Here is a 15202-nt window from a genome sequence, read left to right on the forward strand (position 1 = left end):
AAAACCATAAAAAACACAACCAAAAAGTTAATTAACTCTAATAATAGATTGTACTTCCTAGTATATAAAATTAAAGGATAATAAAATAAGAAAAAAAATTTAAACACAAAAATTATGAGTCAGCCTCTTTTTTACATTAACTATTTAAATAATCTTCACTTATTTAATATTATAGAGTGGTGTCAATAATGGAAAGTGATGAATTTAGAACTGTTCGGGTATACACAAAAAAGTATACCAGTAAGGATAAAGAGGGCAATACCGTTGAAAAAGAATCACAACAAAAGCAGGTCAGTCTTAAAAAGGAGGACCCATTTGAGGATGATGATTTGGTAAAGGTGTTGTCACAAAAGGATTATGAAAAATTAATAGACAATCAGTTTTCAGATGAAAGGCTTGATGAGTTTTATCATATTATCGAAGGAAAGGATGCTGAGATTGAAGAGCTGAAAAGTCAGATTCAAACCCTTAAAGGCTCATTTTTCGATGATGTCGATTCTCTTAAGGAGCAATTGACCGATAAGGAGGAGCTTTTGAAGGCCAAGGATGAAATTCATGAGCTGAACAAAAAGATCACTAAAATCGATGATGAAAGAGTAGCTATTTTTAAGGAACTTGACTATAAAAACAGGATGATTCTGGCATATAACGTTGAACTCAATAAATCCATTCTAAACGCCATCAATGTCGTCATTGATGAGGCTAGGGAGAACATCAACAAAAGAAATGCCCTGCTTGTGAAGGATTTGGAAAAGTCAATTGAAAAGTCCAGACAGGAAGTTAATGAGAAGAATAAGGCTATAGCATATGATATAAAAACCACTGTTGAGGACATGAACGAGCAAATCAGGAATACCAGCACTCTTAAAATGATACTCAACAAGAAAAAAATCAATTTGAGAGTACCTACCGATGACCTGCTCAAACCTTTCGAATTCGACTTTGACGTTGACCAATTGCTTTCAGGCCAAGCATTGGAACTTGATGCCGCAGAGATTCTAAAAGAGGTCATGCCAAAACTTCCAGAACCGTTTTCCAAATACATTGACACTATTGAAGACGTTCCAGAGACAATCGACGTCACATCCAAAAAAGAGGAATAGTTCATGAAGACATTCAACACAGGCAAGATCACTTTCGAATACCCAAGCAACTGGGAAGTTGAAAAGGCAGACATACTTTCCAATCCCGACTGCATCGCAACCCTCTCAAAGGGTCAGGACAATCTGATTAATGCGGTTTCATTTCCGACCGCCACCACTTTGGATGACTACAAGATATTTATGGAGGATGCGATTTCAGATGATGGTGGGGTGATATTGGCATCCGATTTCATTGAGATTTCCGGAAAGGACGCCATCAAGCTTCATGCTAACATAGATACTCCTGAGATAAATTTTGATATTCATACCTATGTGTTCATTGAAAGGAAGACCATTTACATTTTTGAATTGAGGACCCTGGACATTTCAGGCGAATCAGAAAAAGAATTCAAAAACATCATTGAAACATTCACAATATTAGAATAGCTGTGTGTATTCAAGCAGGTAATCCATATGATTCCTGTCAAGTATTTTTAATGTTGAGACATTTTGAGGAGTGGTGCCTGACCTCTCTTCCACAAGATTTCTCAATGACCTGTTTTTCATATGAGCATGGATTTCCCTTATGACGAATTCCATGATCTTAAGATTCTTGTTTTCCAGTTCCTCCTGTGTGAGATCCTCATAAATAGGATATGCATTCAGGTCATAGGCCTTTGTTGGGGTTTGAAGAACATTCAAATGGCTGTAATAGTTAGCGGAATCAGTTAAAAATCCGTCAATGCCCATATATGTCAATATTGGCATGAATGATGTTTCGGTAAATGGGAAAATGAAATAACTGTTTTTCTTGGCTTCTTTTTTCAGTGTCACAACAAGTTCAACGAGATCTCTTGAATTGGTGAGCAGGCTGTCCCCGTTAGCTATGATGAATCCGTTGTATCCAATTTCCTCAAGTTTTTTAAGGCATTCGATTCTTAAGTCAATGTATTTTGATCCTTGGATAACTGCGATGTCGCATTCATCCACGTTTTCTTCTGCAAGCCTTATTGTTTCCCTAACATTAAATTCTGCGATTTCACGGTCAATGTTATATGCTGAACCTTCACTTGGAGCGATTTTCAATTCGTCTCTTGAAAATAGTCTTGGGGTCAGTTTCCCGTCAACCTTGCCGATTCTTCCAGGTCCGTCATGTGATTTGATTTCAAATTTTTTTATCATTTGTGTCTTCCCTTTAATTATTATGTTAATCTTTGGTTTTTTAGGTTAATATAAATTTTTCATTTAGTGTCACCTTTATGATTACACCACCAAAATTTTTAGTAACCTTTATATATGCTATTTTAAAGAATATTATTATGGATTTGAGGTTATAATCCGATGATTATCCAAGGTGTGTTTTCAATGTCTATAATAAATCGATTAAAATCCATGTTTACTGGAGACAATGAAGAAAGTGACGTCAACGACGATGTAATAAACACATCTGATGATGTCCAAGTTACATCTTCAAAAACAGAAACTGAAACTGTCGTTGCTGAGGAAGAAACAGTTGCAGTAGCTGAGGAAGCAGCTGTGGAAGAATCAGAAGACAGTGTTGAAGATTTAGCTTCTGAAGACATCGATCCTATAGAGGAAAAAGTTGAAGCCCTCAAGGAAGAAATCCATGAGAAGGTTGAGGCTAAAAAAGAAGAAATTCATGAAAAAGCTGAAACTGTCAAGGAAGAAATCCATGAGAATGTTGAGGCTAAAAAAGATGCTATAGAGGCTAAAGAAGATTCAAATAACAATGATAAAGAGAGAGATAAAATGACTTTATTGACTGATAAAGAATTATTAACTGATGCAAATCGTGACCCAGATTTCACTGCTGAATTTATTGACGCAGGAATTGAAACTGTACAACACTGTTTCCAATGTGGTACCTGTAGTGGAGGATGCCCATCTGGAAGAAGAACTCCGTACAAAGTAAGACAAATTGTCAGAAAATGTTTACTTGGTTTAAAAGAAGAAGTTATCACTGATGACGCTTTATGGATGTGTACTACCTGTTACACTTGCCAAGAAAGATGTCTCAGAAGTGTTAAAATTGTGGAAATTATCAAAAAAGCACGTAACATCGCAGCTCACGCTGGTTACATGGCAAAACCTCACAAAATGACTGGTGTATTTGTAATGAATACCGGTCACGGTGTACCTATTAACGATGCTACTAAAGCTTTAAGAACCAAAATTGGACTTCCAGAAATTCCACCAACAACTCACGCTTACCCTGAAGCATTAGCTGAAGTACAAAAAATATGTAAAATTACCGGATTTGACGAATTAATCGGTTATGATGAAGAAACCGGTGGATTAAAAGAATAGATTTATGAGGAGAGTTATAATATGGAAATTGCATACTTCTTAGGTTGTATTATGAACAACCGTTACCCTGGTGTTGAAAAAGCTACCAGAAAATTATTCGAAGCATTAGACATTAACTTAATTGATATGGAAGGAGCATCATGTTGCCCTGCTCCAGGTGTATTCGGATCTTTCGATGAAGAAACCTGGGCTACTATCGCAGCTCGTAACTTAACTATTGCTGAAGACATCGGTGCTGACATTATGACCGAATGTAACGGATGTTTCGGTTCATTATTCGAATGTAACCACATGTTACAAGAAAGTGAAGAGAAAAAAGCTGAAATTAACGCTAACTTAGCTGAAATCGGCAGGGAATACAAAGGAACTGTTAACGTAAAACACTTCGCTCAAATTTTAAGAGACGATGTTGGATTCGAAAAATTAGCTTCCTTAATCGAAAAACCTTTAGACTTAAACGTTGCTGTACACTACGGCTGCCACTTCTTAAAACCTACCAAAACTATTGGTATTGAAGAACAAGCAGAAAACCCATCCATCTTAGATGACCTTGTAGAAATTACAGGTGCTAAATCTGTAGACTACAAAGACAAAATGATGTGCTGTGGTGCTGGTGGAGGTTTAAGATCCAGAGATTTAGATGTAACTACCAGTTTCACTAAAGAAAAACTCGATCACATGACCGAAGCAGGCGTTGATGCTATTGTTAACGTATGTCCTTTCTGCCACTTACAATTTGACCAAGGTCAAATCGAAGTTAACGAAAGATACGGAACTGACTTCGCATTACCGGTATTCCACTTAGCTCAATTATACGGATTAGCTATGGGATTATCCCCTGAAGAATTAACTTTCGATGCTCAAAGAATTGACGCAACACCTGCTATTAAAAAAGCTTTAGGTGAATAGATTTAAGGATTTTCAATCCTTATCTTTTTTATTTTTTTAGGCATTGGAAACACAGTTTGGATTTAGTTATCTTCAGATAACTATTTTTTTTATGATTATTTTTTTTGTTTGTATCAACACGAACAATTCGTAATCATGTTTATATAGTATAAATTAAATAATAATGTAATATATTAATGAGGTGTAATTATGTTTGTAGCAACATTAGATGGTATATTTAAATATTGCGACCTTCCAGAAGAATATGAACCTTATGTTCAATTCAAAGCAACTATCGATAAAAGAGAACTCAAACCTGATGACGAATTGGCAATTTTAAACATTGCGGGCACTTCCACTCATCACGTTTTATTCTTAGACTCCTATAAGAGCACCAGTGAAATTGAAGCAGAATTAAAAGATGCTGACGCTAAAATAAATCACACAACTTTAAAAATTATAGGTGGACATTTATGAGCTTACCCTCTGAACAAAATTGGTTAGTTCTTCATCATCTCATCACTGATTTGAATCAGAAAGGATATGAGATTCCAAAAGGAATTAACCCGGAGATGGGATTGATCAGATCATCCATCAGCTCTTACAAAAGAGACCCTTCCCATCCGGATTTGATTAATAGTTTGGCTAAAGCTGAAATGTCTTTAAATAATATTCAAGGAACTCTTTTGACAATAGCTGAAGAGGAAGGAGAAGAATATACTGACCATTGGCTTGATTTGTTAAAGCAAGCGATGAAAGGCGAGGAAGTTTTTGAGTTTGCAGATTCAAGGTCAAGGTTCCTGGCGAATACTCCTCCTGGATTGACAACCGGTAGAATCAATTTAAGGGTTCCCTTGGCTGAAGAAAGAGTTCAGGAAATTGCAGAATGGAATGGTCTAATCATCGAGTTTGACGATGATGTGACCGTTGAATTACACGGTGATAAGAAGGATCTCCAATTTGGATTGAAAGAAATGGGGTCTTTCTTTTTAGAAGGATAAAATGGTGGTTATATGACTAAAATATTAGCTATTAGTGATGTTCACGGCGAAGAAAATGAAAATTTATATACTTATCTGAACAATAACGATATCGATTTAGTTTTAATCTTAGGTGATATTACAGACTTTGGACCATTGGATTTTGTGGAAACATTCATAAATAAGGTAGCTGATTGTAATGTTGATGTAATAGCTATTCCAGGTAATTGTGACCCTAACGGAATCTGTAATGCCATTAATGACGTTGCATTCTGTCTCCACAATAATATCATAGCCTATGGTGACGCTATACTGTTCGGTTTTGGAGGATCCAATCCGACTCCATTCGACACACCTGGTGAAATGGATGACGATAAAATCTACAGGCAAGTTTATGACTTGCTGGCCAATTATGATTATGTCTACAATTCAGACATTCCTAAGGTAAAGATTCTGGCTACTCACGCACCGCCTTTCAACACTGCGGCCGATAGGGTTGAAAACGGCGAACATGTTGGAAGTCCAGGAATCTTAAAGTCCATTCATGAATTTGAACCTCAAATCAACCTATGCGGACATATTCATGAGGCAAAATCTCTTAGTAAAATTGGAAAAACCACTGATGTGGCAAATCCAGGTATGCTGAAAGATAACGGAGCTGTTTTAATAGATATTATAGATGGCTCAAATTATGATATAAATATTATTTCATTAGATGAATAATCATCTATTCTCTCTTTTTTTCTTTTTAGATTCAAATAACAAATTTTATTTAACATTAATTTTAGATACATATCCATATATTAAGATGTGATTGTTATGATTTGGGTTACCGGAGAGGTTGACGGGAAAAAGTATAAGGAACCATTTTCAAAAGGAATCATGTCCCGCTCTCTTAATGTTGCTGATATAGGTATAGAAAGGGCTCATGAGATTGCAAGCGATATTGAGGTCTTTTTGATTGAAAACAACATCACAGAAATTTCCAGTTTGAATCTGGCAGATGTTGTATTGAATCATTTAAAGCAAGTGGACCCTGTCATAGCTGGCAAATATAAGAACTGGAGATCCCTCAGGACTTCTAAAAAACCATTGATTATCCTTATCGGTGGTGCATCAGGAGTGGGAACATCTTCCATGGCATTCGAGTTGGCTAATAGATTGAGATTAAAGAACCTCATCAGTACAGACATGATTCGTGAGGTAATGCGTAAAATCGTTTCACAGGAATTGAGTCCTGTAATCCATAAGTCAAGTTTCGATGCATATGAGGCCATTCGAACACCTTCCATCAGGATTGATTCAGTTATTGAAGGGTTTATCAGCCATGTTGATGTTGTTAATGTGGGCATTGAGGCAATTATTGAACGTTCCGTTAAGGAAGGTATCAGCACAATCATCGAGGGGGTTCATGTTGTTCCAGGATTCATCAGGAAAGACCTGTTGGATAACAACAATATAATCATGTTTACATTGATTGTGGAGGATGAGGAAGCCCATAAGCAAAGATTCTATTCAAGATGCAGGCAGCCTTGGGTAAAAAGGTCTCTGGATAGATATATGGAAAATTTTGATACTATTAGAAAAACACAGAATTTTTTAGTTCAACAAGCGGAAATTCATGATACTCGTATAATTAATAACGTGGATATTAATGAAACCATTGATATAATGGTCAGTGATATTCTTGAAGAGTTTGGTGGTGTTGAAAATGTTAAACAAAAAAGTTAAAGACATAATGACAACCGATGTAATCACAATCACTCCCGATGTGGATGTGGTGTGTGCATTTGAGAAATTGATGAAACATAAAATAAGTTCCCTTCCTGTTGTGGAAGGTGATAAGGTAATAGGAATTATAACTGCAACCGATGTTGGCCATAATTTGATTTTGGACAAGTACGAATTAGGAACTAGCGTTGAAGAAATAATGATCAGTTCAGTAGTTACTATATCTCCTGAAGACTCTCTTGAAAAAGCTATTGAAGTCATGAAAAAGAGTGTTTCTTCATCAGGCATCTTAAATCAACTTCCTGTTGTAGAAGATTGTAAGTTAGTCGGTATTATTTCAGATGGAGATATTATTCAAGAGATATTATAATTATCTCTATTTTTATTTTCTTTTATTTGTTTTTACTATTTTTTAATTAGTTACTGTAAAAAATTATCTTTCTAGAAAACTTTTTTTTGATGGTTTATTCTCCTTTTTACTAACATTTATATAATATTAATATCATATATTATAAGTGGCTAGACTGGAGGGTTAGGGGTCCTCTGTAAGCACACACCCCCTTTGGTGCGGTCGAAGTTCAGGAGGCGGCTTTTTAAGGAAGTATAAGCCTAGGAAAACAACATAGAAACCTCGTCCTACAGGATTGGTGGTGGTGAAGTTTTTACTGGAGGGTAAAAATTAGTCATCTTCGATATGGGAACGGGTCAGGCCCGGAAGGGAGCAGCTCTACCGTTAACATTCAATGCTTGTAGAATCCCGGGGTGGAGTTGGATTTTTAGATCACTTATATTTTTGAGATTAGTCCACTTCTGAACATGCCATTTATATAAATGATTAAGTTTATAAAGAAGTTTTTACATATAATTTAGTATACTGTTTTTTATATGTCGGGATGGCCCAGCCTGGTACGGCGTCGGACTGCTAATCCGATGGTCTCACGACCTCCGGGGTTCAAATCCCCGTCCCGGCGCTTTTAATTTTATTTATCTATTTCTTGCTGATGGTCATAGTCCAATCCTATTGGACATGTATGGACTAACGCGGATTTGATTATAGGAATGTTTTCCAGAATGTCATTTTCCACTTTATGGGCTATCTTATGTGATTCATCCAATGTCATGTTTCCATCCAGTTCAATATGCAATGTGACTGTAGCATATGAACCGAAATAATCTATTCGGATATTATGTGCAGTATTTGTATTCGCTGAGGCATTTGCTATGTTTTCAACCCTTTTGATTAACTCTGGAGATGGAACTTTGCCCATAATGTTGTCAATGTTTTCCTTAGCTATCTCATAAGCTGTTTTGATAATCAATAGGCCAATAATCAATCCTACAATTGGGTCCAATATTGGAAATCCCATGTTGGATACAACCACTCCAACCAGAACGGCCACTGATGAGAATATGTCTGTCTTTTGATGCTTACCGTCGGCCACTATTGCAGGGCTGTTAATCTCTTTTCCTATTTTAATGATATAATCGCTGATTTTCAGGTTAACAAAGATTCCCACTACTGCCATGATTGCAGCAAAGGTATCAGGTATTGTTATCAGATTAGGATGGAATATCTTGTCGAATGCACCGGTTATGATTTCATAGGCCACAATGGCTAAAAATATCACGATGACCAATCCGCTGATTGCCTCCGCACGGCCATGGCCAATTGGATGCTCTTTATCAGCGGGTTTTTGACCCACTACGAATCCGAAATATGCAATAACGGATGTGGCAACGTCTGAAAGTGTGTGTGCACCTTCAGATATCAAACCGTAACTTCCGGAAATTATTCCAACAGTAATGTTTAAAACGGTCAGGCAGCAGTTTGCGATTATTGCAACTTTTGCAGCTTTTTTACCACCTTCACTTCTAAATTCATCCATTTATTACACGCTCTTCCAGTATATTCATTGCCTTTTCGATGTTTTCATAGGAATTGGCATAGGACATTCTCACATGGCCTTCTCCATTTGATCCGAATGCAGCTCCGGTAACAGTCACGACACCTGCATCTGCAGCTTTCCTGACAAAGTCTTTATCCTCGATTTTAGGAAATACATAGAATGCACCTTCCGCCTTAACTGTTTCATATCCCATTTCATTTAGTCTTGTAACTATCAGGTCACGTCTTCTTTTAAATTCATTAACCATTTTGTTAACTTCATCTTGAGGGCCTGTCAAGGCTTCAATTGCCCCCATTTGTGCGGTTGAGTTTGCGCATGCGATACTGTTCTGATGGATTTTGAATATTTCTTCAGTGTGATTCTCGTTTGCGGTCAGGTAACCTACCCTTAATCCAGTCATAGCATATGTTTTTGAAAATCCGTTTATTGTAATTACATTGTCACTATATTTTGCAGGGGAGTAATGCTTTTTGTCATAGATTATTTTTTCATAAATTTCATCAGAAATAATCAGGAAATCATGGTCCATTGATAAATCGGCAATTGCTTTAATGTCTTCTTTCTCCATTACTGCACCAGTAGGATTTGATGGTGAATTCAATATTATTGCTTTTGTTTTATCGGTTATCTTTTCTGCAACATCATCAGCCTTTAACTTGAATTCGTTTTCCATTTTGCAATCGACGGGCACGATGCTTCCACCGGATATGTTAAGTATTGCTTCATATAACAGGAAGCTAGGATTTGGCAAAATTACTTCATCACCCTTTTCTATGAATGCCTGTGTACTTGCATACAATGCCTCACTGGCACCAACTGTAACAATAACATTTTCGGGAGTGGTTTTTATATCATTGTCTTTTTTGAATTTTTTGACAATTTCCTCCCTCAGTTCAAGGTATCCAAGGTTTGGACTGTAATGTGTGTCATTGTTATCAATGGATCTTTTCATTGCATCCTTGATGTTTTGTGGCACATCAAAGTCAGGTTCCCCAATTCCCAAGTTTATTGCACCTGGCTTGGTGGCTTCAAACATTTTTCTTATTTGTGACAATTCAATTTTTTTTGTTCTGCTTGCTGGATTTATCATAAATTTTGCCTCACTAATTATATAATATATTATTATAGTAAATTTATTTTTTTCTAGTAATTATTTTTCGCATGCCCCACAATTATAGCATGGGCCAGTTTCACACCATGGTGTTTGCTTCAGATTTTTCAATCGCTTGTGTTCTATTTTCAGAAATTTTTTATTTACGCCAGTGTCAATATTGTCCCAAGGCAGGGGATCATCTATTTCATATTTGGGAGCTATGTCTCTCCATTCTTTCAGTATAACATTTTTTGTTAAGCTTTTCTCAATAATTGCACCAACTTGCCTATTTCCACAAGAGAGGGTATATTGAATTAGTCCTTTTTTAGGACTTTCGCACTTAATGTTATAATTTTTCATTTCCTTTTGAATATATCGGGTTTTCTTTTTTACATCTTTAAAATCATAACCTTCCCATTGTAATGGCGTATGGGGTTTTGGAATAACAGGATTGACACTGAACTTCACCTTTTTAGGATTATAATGCATTTCTGCAATTTTTTTCATGTACTCACAAAGGTCATGAATATCTTCCATGCTTTCTCCAGGAATTCCGATTAGGAAATACAGTTTGATATTGAAATCCAAATCAATGGCATTTTTTATTACTGTAAAAATTTGCTCTTCCAGTATGTGCTTATTTATCACTTTTCTTAGGTTGCTAGTAGATTCCGGTGCTAGTGTTATTGTTTTGAGTCCACTTTTTTTCAGGGTTTCCAGAGTGTTTCTTGTAATCGATTCAATTCTCAGTGAAGGTGTTGAAATTTGAAAGCCTTCACTTTCAAGACCATCGATAAGATCATCGAGATTGCTGTAGTCCGAAACTGCGGCACCTATCAATGTCACCTTGTTCAGTCCGGAATTTTTCCTGTTTTCAAGTGCTATGTCAATTAGCTTTCTGTGGTCGCATTGCCTCATGGGTCTGTAAAGGTACCCTGCCATGCAAAACCTGCATCCCCTTGTGCATCCACGGGACACGTTCAACATGATGGAATTGTTAAAGACACTCATGTCATCCGCAACGTCACCTTCACTGACTATGGGATATGTTACATGGTAAGTCTCATTAAGGTCCTCGATGATTGCTATCTTCGTTTCGTTATCAAACTCAGGAATGTAGACTCCATCGACTTTTAAGAATTTTTCCAGACCCTTATCTGGATTGGACAAATAAACGTCTATCAATTCATTTATAACATTTTCCCCTTCTCCAATGATAAAAATGTCAATATAATCCGACAACGGCATTGGATTTGCAGTTGCGCAAGGGCCTCCAGCAATTATTAAAGGATCCTCATCCCCACGTTCGCTTCTTTTAAGGGGAATCTGGGCATCTTTTAACATTTTTAACAAATTAAAATAATCTTCTTCAAACTGAAGGGAAAAGCTTAAAATGTCAAAATATTTGCTTGGAGTGTTTGATTCGATGGAATTGGTGCTTGGGAAAATTATTCTCTCACACCAGGTGTCTTCACGTTCATTGATGCAGTTATACAATATGGTATAGCCTAATGAAGACATGGCGGTTCTATAAACATTTGGATAGGCTAAAGCAAAGCGCAGATCCACTTGCTTATAATCTTTTTTGAATATGTTTTTTTCACACAGCATCAAATCATCTTTTTTTCTGTTGTCATTATTATTTTTGTTTTTTTAGTTAAATAAGTTATTTTCGGTTTAATAATATCATTTAGTATTATTTTTTAGAGTTTTGGATAATACTTAACTGAATTTTGTTTTAATAATGTCAAATTCAACGATTTTAGTTTTAATCGTTCAAAAAATTAAAGTTTCCTTTTTTGCCGATTTGTAAAATTTTTATTTCAGATTTAAGAAATTTCATTTTATTCTAATTAATTTCATAATGTTTATTGCTTTATTTCTTTTTTATGTTTAATTATATCCTTTTCTTGTAAATTTAAGCAATTTTAATGAGTTTTTCATATTTTAAAGTTTTAAAAACATTTATATAAGATAAAAAAAATAATCTTTATCCACTCATTATGAAATACTATATCTTAGTATAATCATATTTTGCTATAAAATTTTCGTAATGAGAACCAAGAGGTGGAAAAATTTCGATAAAAAACAGGACATTATTGATGACTATTGTGTTAATGTTCTTCATGATAATGGGGGCAGTTAGTGCAGCGGAATCAATAGATGTTTCAGATACAGAAGATTCAAATTTAATAGGAGATAATGATGATTCATTATCCACAAATAATAAATTAGAAATTTCTAGCGAGGATTCTATCTCAGAAACTAATATAGTTAATTCTCATGATGATAATTTGGGGAATTATCCTGATGAAGAGGTTCTAAACGCAAGTGCCGATTCATATTATGAGGATAATCAAGTAATCACTTCCAATGGCGATGAAGTGGACACCGATGTCTTAAGTTCAACCGGTTCAAGTTCCGATAGTGTTCTCACTGTTAGTTCAAGTGATGACATAGTCGGTGCTGCTAGTTCAACTAAAGCAAGCGTCAAGTCTACAAAATTGACCATTTCCAATACACACTATGGAAAATCATCAACATATTTCAAAGTTACTCTAAAAGACAATTCTGGAAATCCTTTATCAAACCAAAAGATCACTTTGAAAGTGAATAAGAAATCTTACACTGCATACACAAACGCAAATGGTATTGCCTCAATCAAGGCAGGCAGTCTGAATGTTGGAACATATGCGGTTACAGTAACTTATGGGGGAAGCTCAGCTTACTCTTCATCATCACTTTCCAAAAAGGTTAAAGTATTGTCTTCTGCAGTTGGAAGTGATTTGACTAAAAGTTATGGATACACTTCAGAGTATAGTGTAACATTCTGGAAAGACAACTCTCCATTAAAAAACACCAAGGTCTCTTTCGTGATAAACGGAAAGACTTACACTAAAACAACTGACAGCAAAGGTGTTGCCAGTGTCAATATTAATTTGGCTGTGGGCAAATACAAGGTAACCACAACTAACCCTTATTCAAATGAAAAAGTTACTCACAAAATCACAGTCAAAAAAGAAAAGACCAACATTGATGCTAAGGATAAAGTTTACATTCATGCTAAAAAGAAAGGTTCCTTCACAGTAACCCTCAAATCAAAACATAACGCATTACTTAAGAATAAAAAGGTTACCTTTACCTATAACAATAAAACAGTAACCTCAAAGACTAATGCGAATGGGAAAGCTACCATAACTATTCCTGTTCTTGCTGAAGGTACTTATAAAATTAAGTATAGTTACAAGGGTAGCGACAATTATTATTCCGATTCAGGTAGTGCGAAGCTAGTAGTTGCCAAGGCAACCACCAAGTTTGCTTCTAAAATAACTGTTGTGGATTACAAGGATGGATCCCATTTCAACATTAAACTGACTGACAGAAATGGTAATGATTTGGCCAACAAAGATGTTAAAGTCAAGTTTAATGGTAAAATCAAAACATATAAAACCAATAAGCACGGTAATGTGCATGTTCCTTTAAAGAATGTAAAACCAGGTAATTACCTAATCAAGTATTATCATTCAACCAAAGGAGATAAGGATTACAGTTCCGGTTCAAATAGGGCAATTATCTTGAAATTAGAAGCTAAGGTAACTGCAAAAGATTTGACCATGAATGCAAATGACGGTTCAGAATACAAAGTGACCGTTAAGGACAAGTCTGGCAAGACTCTTGGTGGAGTTTATGTCAAATCAGTCATTGGCGGCAAACAGTATCTCTATAAGACCGATGCAAATGGTGTTGCTAAACTCAAGATAACACAAGGCGCTGGATCCTATTCAGTTAAAACTTATTTGGCGGACCCTTGTTATAAGTCCAGTGTATCATCTAAAAACCTTCTCGTTAAAGGTACAAAATTCGTAGCTAAAAACATTTATGTTTCAGCAGGCGACAAAGCCACATTCTCAGTTAAACTGGTCAATGAAAAGAATAAGGCTGTTGGCAATAAGGATGTAACTTTCCAATTTGAAGGTAAGAACACAACCGTTAAGACCAACTCCAAAGGTATAGCCAAAGTTAGCTTAGGTGTGGTGTCCAAAGGTACCCATAACGTTAAATTCAGTCAGGGATTAGCTTCTGGCACAGCAAAAATATTTGCTGCAAATAAGGTGAGCATCAAGGAAATTGTTGAGGCTTCAAAAAATGTCAAGAAATACATTTCAAATCATGCGAAATTGCCTTCAACAGTAAAAATAGGAGACATATCACTTAAAACTGCAGATTATTTATATTTGGCTTCCAAAGCCATTGTAAATATAAAGGCAGGAAATACTAAGGACCTTCCTATTAAAATCCTGAATGATCCGACTAATGCTAAAGCGGCCACTGATCTGGGTTATCTGAAAAACTACCTTAGTGTTGCAAAAAGTGTTGTTAATATTGCTGAATCCAAAGGCAAATTGCCTGATTCTGTGAATTCAAAAGTTGGAACTATAGGTTATAAAGGTCTTGTTAGCACTTTCTCAAAAGTTCTAACATCCTATGGCAAAAATAATAAAATGCCTTCCTATATAGCTGTAAAATCTTTATCAGGTTCATCTTCTTCCATAAAAGGACCAATGAATATGAAGAATACAATTACTGCTTTGGCAGCATACTTGGCAGCTTCTAAAAACTGTGAAGTGAATAATGCTGCTATCAAGAACTTGGTTGCCAAGTTGACTAAGAATTGTAAAACCGAAAAAGATAAGGCTAACGCTATTTTCACTTATGTAAGAGATAAGATTTCTTACAGTTTCTATTACAACACTAAATATGGTGCTGCTGGCACATTAAAAACCAAGTCTGGAAATTGTGTCGATCAGGCACATTTAACTGTGGCTATGTTTAGGGCTGCAGGTTTGGCAACAAGATATGTTCATGCAAAATGTACATTCACAAGCGGACATACCTACGGGCATGTTTTCGCTCAGGTATTAATAGGAAATACATGGACAGTTGCTGACACTACAAGTTCTAGAAACTCGTTAGGTAAAGTGGCTAATTGGAATACAAACACATATAGGCTTGAAAGTTTCTCTTCAAGCATTTCATTCTAATTGACTACTTTTTTTATTTTTTTTGAGTCTGTAAAATTTTATAGGCTTATTTGATTTTAAATTTTTTACAGTTGAAATTTCACTTCGGTGAAAATTCGTTCTAATTTTTCTTTAATTTTGTTTTTAATGGTTAAAAAATAGTAAATTACTT

At 35.6% G+C, this 15202-nt stretch carries 14 protein-coding genes, 1 tRNA gene and 1 other RNA gene; 12 read left to right on the plus strand and 4 right to left on the minus strand.

The window, feature by feature from the left end; translation table 11 throughout:
• The first annotated feature begins 188 nt into the window (after positions 1–188).
• Together MBBTH_RS01925 and MBBTH_RS01930 are read left to right on the plus strand one after the other, a co-directional pair.
• A complete protein-coding gene (locus MBBTH_RS01925; RefSeq protein ID WP_116591364.1) occupies positions 189–1103 on the plus strand; it encodes a hypothetical protein in 915 nt (304 codons plus the stop codon).
• Between the two features lie 3 nt (positions 1104–1106).
• The gene (locus tag MBBTH_RS01930) at positions 1107–1529 is read left to right on the plus strand and encodes a hypothetical protein (protein WP_116591365.1); all 423 of its coding nucleotides are present in this window, start codon (positions 1107–1109) and stop codon (positions 1527–1529) included.
• Here MBBTH_RS01930 and MBBTH_RS01935 read toward each other — a convergent pair.
• Positions 1521–2264: an archaeosine tRNA-ribosyltransferase gene (locus MBBTH_RS01935; protein ID WP_116591366.1), complete on the minus strand. Its 744-nt coding sequence runs from the start codon at positions 2262–2264 to the stop codon at positions 1521–1523. The genes MBBTH_RS01930 and MBBTH_RS01935 overlap by 9 nt on opposite strands.
• Positions 2265–2447: 183 nt before the next feature.
• Between MBBTH_RS01935 and hdrC the strand changes: the two genes are divergently transcribed.
• From hdrC to MBBTH_RS01980, 9 genes are all read left to right on the plus strand, one after another.
• Positions 2448–3410 carry a CoB--CoM heterodisulfide reductase subunit C gene (gene hdrC / locus MBBTH_RS01940; RefSeq protein WP_116591367.1) on the plus strand — a complete coding sequence of 321 codons (963 nt, stop codon included), beginning with the start codon at positions 2448–2450 and terminating at the stop codon, positions 3408–3410.
• A 21-nt stretch (positions 3411–3431) separates the two neighbouring features.
• A complete protein-coding gene (gene hdrB, locus MBBTH_RS01945) occupies positions 3432–4319 on the plus strand; it encodes a CoB--CoM heterodisulfide reductase subunit B (RefSeq protein ID WP_116591368.1) in 888 nt (295 codons plus the stop codon).
• Positions 4320–4508: 189 nt separating this feature from the next.
• Positions 4509–4775 carry a DUF749 domain-containing protein gene (locus MBBTH_RS01950; protein ID WP_116591369.1) on the plus strand — a complete coding sequence of 89 codons (267 nt, stop codon included), beginning with the start codon at positions 4509–4511 and terminating at the stop codon, positions 4773–4775.
• The gene (locus MBBTH_RS01955) at positions 4772–5299 is read left to right on the plus strand and encodes a DUF2096 domain-containing protein (RefSeq protein ID WP_116591370.1); all 528 of its coding nucleotides are present in this window, start codon (positions 4772–4774) and stop codon (positions 5297–5299) included. Before MBBTH_RS01950 ends, MBBTH_RS01955 begins: the two co-directional genes overlap by 4 nt.
• Positions 5300–5311: 12 nt before the next feature.
• Positions 5312–6001, plus strand: coding sequence for a metallophosphoesterase family protein (locus tag MBBTH_RS01960; protein WP_116591371.1), 690 nt, complete (start codon positions 5312–5314; stop codon positions 5999–6001).
• 96 nt (positions 6002–6097) lie between these two features.
• The gene (locus tag MBBTH_RS01965; RefSeq protein ID WP_116591372.1) at positions 6098–7009 is read left to right on the plus strand and encodes a 2-phosphoglycerate kinase; all 912 of its coding nucleotides are present in this window, start codon (positions 6098–6100) and stop codon (positions 7007–7009) included.
• Positions 6990–7379, plus strand: a complete 390-nt coding sequence (locus MBBTH_RS01970; RefSeq protein WP_116591373.1) for a CBS domain-containing protein — start codon at positions 6990–6992, stop codon at positions 7377–7379. Before MBBTH_RS01965 ends, MBBTH_RS01970 begins: the two co-directional genes overlap by 20 nt.
• Before the next feature lie 142 nt (positions 7380–7521).
• Positions 7522–7835, plus strand: an RNA gene (gene ffs / locus MBBTH_RS01975) — signal recognition particle sRNA.
• A 61-nt stretch (positions 7836–7896) separates the two neighbouring features.
• Positions 7897–7980, plus strand: a tRNA-Ser gene (locus MBBTH_RS01980).
• Between the two features lie 9 nt (positions 7981–7989).
• On the opposite strand, the gene MBBTH_RS01985 is transcribed toward MBBTH_RS01980, so the two are convergent.
• The 3 genes from MBBTH_RS01985 to MBBTH_RS01995 are packed head-to-tail and all read right to left on the minus strand — an operon-like array spanning position 7990 to position 11620.
• Positions 7990–8895 (minus strand): cation diffusion facilitator family transporter, encoded by a 906-nt coding sequence (locus MBBTH_RS01985; RefSeq protein ID WP_116591374.1) that lies wholly within the window; start codon positions 8893–8895, stop codon positions 7990–7992.
• A complete protein-coding gene (locus MBBTH_RS01990; RefSeq protein ID WP_116591375.1) occupies positions 8888–10006 on the minus strand; it encodes a pyridoxal phosphate-dependent aminotransferase in 1119 nt (372 codons plus the stop codon). The genes MBBTH_RS01985 and MBBTH_RS01990 overlap by 8 nt, the downstream gene beginning before the upstream one ends.
• A 60-nt stretch (positions 10007–10066) precedes the next feature.
• Entirely contained in the window at positions 10067–11620 is a 1554-nt protein-coding gene (locus MBBTH_RS01995; protein ID WP_116591376.1) for a radical SAM protein, read from the minus strand.
• A 491-nt stretch (positions 11621–12111) separates the two neighbouring features.
• Here MBBTH_RS01995 and MBBTH_RS02000 point away from each other — a divergent pair, with 491 nt between their 5' ends.
• Positions 12112–15051: an Ig-like domain-containing protein gene (locus tag MBBTH_RS02000; protein WP_116591377.1), complete on the plus strand. Its 2940-nt coding sequence runs from the start codon at positions 12112–12114 to the stop codon at positions 15049–15051.
• The last annotated feature ends 151 nt before the right edge of the window (positions 15052–15202 follow it).

The sequence above is a fragment of the Methanobrevibacter thaueri genome, from assembly GCF_003111625.1.
Lineage (GTDB): Archaea > Methanobacteriota > Methanobacteria > Methanobacteriales > Methanobacteriaceae > Methanocatella > Methanocatella thaueri.

What these genes read in the sequence shown, in the direction of transcription:
- MBBTH_RS01925 (WP_116591364.1), top strand. Translation starts at nt 189, where the DNA reads ATGGAAAGTGATGAATTTAGAACTGTTCGGGTATACACAAAAAAGTAT.
- MBBTH_RS01930 (WP_116591365.1), top strand. Translation starts at nt 1,107, where the DNA reads ATGAAGACATTCAACACAGGCAAGATCACTTTCGAATACCCAAGCAAC.
- MBBTH_RS01935 (WP_116591366.1), bottom strand. Translation starts at nt 2,264, where the DNA reads ATGATAAAAAAATTTGAAATCAAATCACATGACGGACCTGGAAGAATC.
- hdrC (WP_116591367.1), top strand. Translation starts at nt 2,448, where the DNA reads ATGTCTATAATAAATCGATTAAAATCCATGTTTACTGGAGACAATGAA.
- hdrB (WP_116591368.1), top strand. Translation starts at nt 3,432, where the DNA reads ATGGAAATTGCATACTTCTTAGGTTGTATTATGAACAACCGTTACCCT.
- MBBTH_RS01950 (WP_116591369.1), top strand. Translation starts at nt 4,509, where the DNA reads ATGTTTGTAGCAACATTAGATGGTATATTTAAATATTGCGACCTTCCA.
- MBBTH_RS01955 (WP_116591370.1), top strand. Translation starts at nt 4,772, where the DNA reads ATGAGCTTACCCTCTGAACAAAATTGGTTAGTTCTTCATCATCTCATC.
- MBBTH_RS01960 (WP_116591371.1), top strand. Translation starts at nt 5,312, where the DNA reads ATGACTAAAATATTAGCTATTAGTGATGTTCACGGCGAAGAAAATGAA.
- MBBTH_RS01965 (WP_116591372.1), top strand. Translation starts at nt 6,098, where the DNA reads ATGATTTGGGTTACCGGAGAGGTTGACGGGAAAAAGTATAAGGAACCA.
- MBBTH_RS01970 (WP_116591373.1), top strand. Translation starts at nt 6,990, where the DNA reads ATGTTAAACAAAAAAGTTAAAGACATAATGACAACCGATGTAATCACA.
- MBBTH_RS01985 (WP_116591374.1), bottom strand. Translation starts at nt 8,895, where the DNA reads ATGGATGAATTTAGAAGTGAAGGTGGTAAAAAAGCTGCAAAAGTTGCA.
- MBBTH_RS01990 (WP_116591375.1), bottom strand. Translation starts at nt 10,006, where the DNA reads ATGATAAATCCAGCAAGCAGAACAAAAAAAATTGAATTGTCACAAATA.
- MBBTH_RS01995 (WP_116591376.1), bottom strand. Translation starts at nt 11,620, where the DNA reads ATGCTGTGTGAAAAAAACATATTCAAAAAAGATTATAAGCAAGTGGAT.
- MBBTH_RS02000 (WP_116591377.1), top strand. Translation starts at nt 12,112, where the DNA reads ATGACTATTGTGTTAATGTTCTTCATGATAATGGGGGCAGTTAGTGCA.